Annotated in this window: 2 protein-coding genes; one reads left to right on the forward strand and one right to left on the reverse strand. The window is 75.5% G+C overall.

Annotation, left to right across the window (positions count from 1 at the left end; genetic code table 11):
• Nucleotides 1-117 precede the first annotated feature (117 nt).
• Nucleotides 118-999, forward strand: a complete 882-nt coding sequence (locus OO57_RS37625; RefSeq protein ID WP_033257400.1) for a phosphatase PAP2 family protein — start codon at nucleotides 118-120, stop codon at nucleotides 997-999.
• A gap of 12 nt (nucleotides 1,000-1,011) precedes the next feature.
• Here OO57_RS37625 and OO57_RS37630 read toward each other — a convergent pair whose 3' ends face one another.
• Nucleotides 1,012-1,890 carry an ArsR family transcriptional regulator gene (locus tag OO57_RS37630; RefSeq protein WP_051778771.1) on the reverse strand — a complete coding sequence of 293 codons (879 nt, stop codon included), beginning with the start codon at nucleotides 1,888-1,890 and terminating at the stop codon, nucleotides 1,012-1,014.
• Nucleotides 1,891-2,117 lie beyond the last annotated feature (227 nt).

Genomic DNA, 2,117 nt, shown 5'->3' on the forward strand with positions numbered 1-2,117 from the left:
CAGGGGGGACCCTGTGGGAGAGTAGGACGCCGCCGAACAATCATTCAGAGAAAGCCCCCTGACGGGATGTCAGGGGGCTTTCTCGCGTTTCCGGGGCAGTGCGGGTAGCCTGCGCGAATGCAGAACCTGACGTTGACGTGGCAAACCTCGGCCGGTGCCTCCGCGGCGCTGTACGCTGCGGCGTTCACCGTCAGGAGGGGGGTGGCTCGGCGGGCCGAGGGGGAGGTGCGGCGGCGTCGGGCGGGGGCGGCGGCGGACGTGGTGCGGGAGGCGGGGACGCTGCTGGCGTTGTTCGCGCTGTGGCAGGTGGTGGGGCACCTGTCGTTGATGGGTACGGGGCACGCGTTGGAGCGGGCGGAGTGGATCCACCGGACGGAGGGGGAACTCGGGCTGCCGGACGAGGCGTCCTGGCAACGGGCGGTGGTGGGGCATCCGTGGCTGGTGCAGGGGGCGAACTACTACTACGCGACGATGCACTTCGGCGTGATGCTGGTGGTGCTGCTGTGGCTGTTCCTACGGCACCGGGCGCGGTACGCGTGGGTGCGGACGACGGTGGTGGCGACGACGGCGGTGTGCCTGCTGATCCAGTTCGTTCCGGTGGCGCCGCCGCGGATGCTGCCGGGGAACGGGTTCGTGGACCTGGCGGAGCAGTACGGGCAGTCGGTGTACGGCAACGCGGTGGCGGGGGTGGTGGCGGACCAGCTGTCGGCGATGCCCTCGGTGCACGTGGCGTGGTGCGTGATCGCGGCGGTGGCGGTGGTCTCGGTGGCGCGCGGGCCGTGGCGGTGGCTGATGGTGCTGCACCCGGTGGTGACGGTGTGGGTGGTGGTGGTGACGGCGAACCACTTCTGGGCGGACGGGCTGGTGGCGGTGGTGATCCTGCTGACCGTGTACCTGGTGCAGGCGGCGGTGTCGGGGTGGCGCCAGCGGGAGGACGGGGAGCGTCCCGCGGCGGCGCTGCCGGGGGAGCGGGAGCGCAGCGCGGTGCGGCAGGGCTGAGCGGGCCGGGGCTCAGCCGGCGGGCTGGGCGGAGAGCAGGGCCTCGGCGAGGGCGGTGCGGTAGTAGCGGCCCGCGGTGCTGGTGGCGGCGACGAGGCGGGCGTCGAGCAGGACGGTGAGGTGGTCGTCGACGGCGGCGGGGCCGAGGCCGGTGCGGGCGGCCAGCTGGCTGGTGTCGCGCGGGCGGTCGAGGGCGGCCAGGAGTTCGGCGCGGGCGCTGCCGAGCAGGCGGCCCAGGCTGGCGGGCGGGGTGCGCGGGCCGGGGACGGGGGCGGCGGAGGCGGGGTAGACGACGGCGAGGCGGGTGTGCGACTCGTCCGGGAGGAGCCAGCCGTGGCGGGCGCTGGTGGGGACGAGGAGTAGCGCGGGGGCGGGGTGCGGGTGCGGGGGGAGGTCGGGGGCGGTGAGGCGGAGGCGGCCGTCGGGGAGCCAGCGGTGCTGCGGGCCGAGGTGGGGGAGGGCGGCGGGCCAGCCGTGGCGGGCGGCGCGTTCGCGGCGGGTGGCGAGGTCGGTGCGCAGGGCGCGCAGGCGGGCGGGCCATTCGGGGCCGACGACGTGCTGCCACGTCCAGTCGAGGAGTTCGGTGAGGGCGGGCGGCAGGCCGGGGGCGGTGAGGTCGGGCAGGCGGGGGTCGGCGTCCGGGTCCGGGAGGGGCAGGCGCAGGGCGGCTGGCCAGTCGGAGGGGCGGCGGGCGGCGAGCCAGGCGGCGGGTTCCGGGGCGGTCGCGAGGTGGGCGCGGAAGGCGGGCTGGTGGGTGGCGAGCCAGTGGCGGCGCCAGGGTTCGGGGCGGATCTCGGCGAGGACGCCGACCGCGGCGACCGTCTCGACCAGCGGGGAGAGGGCGAAACGGCACGCGGCGAGGCACTCCGTACCGACCAGCCAGTGACCCATCCGTCCCCCTCCGCACGCAGACAGTAGCAACCGGAGGTGAACGGGGCAGGGGAATGCGTGAGGTGCCGGGTGGGCGGGAGCGGCGGCCGGAGCGGAGCGGCTCGATCCGGCCGCCGCTCCCGTCCACCCGGCGGATGCTCCTATGGATGTCAAGCGGCTTCGGTGAGGTCGCTTCGAGTGGTTGGCGGGTTTGTGCGAGTGGGGTGGATCGACCGCATCAGGGCGCG

The sequence above is a fragment of the Kitasatospora phosalacinea genome (assembly GCF_000717185.1).
Classification (GTDB): Bacteria; Actinomycetota; Actinomycetes; order Streptomycetales; family Streptomycetaceae; genus Kitasatospora; species Kitasatospora phosalacinea_A.

Coding starts and splice junctions, on each gene's coding strand:
- OO57_RS37625 (WP_033257400.1), top strand. CDS start 118: ATGCAGAACCTGACGTTGACGTGGCAAACCTCGGCCGGTGCCTCCGCG.
- OO57_RS37630 (WP_051778771.1), bottom strand. CDS start 1,890: ATGGGTCACTGGCTGGTCGGTACGGAGTGCCTCGCCGCGTGCCGTTTC.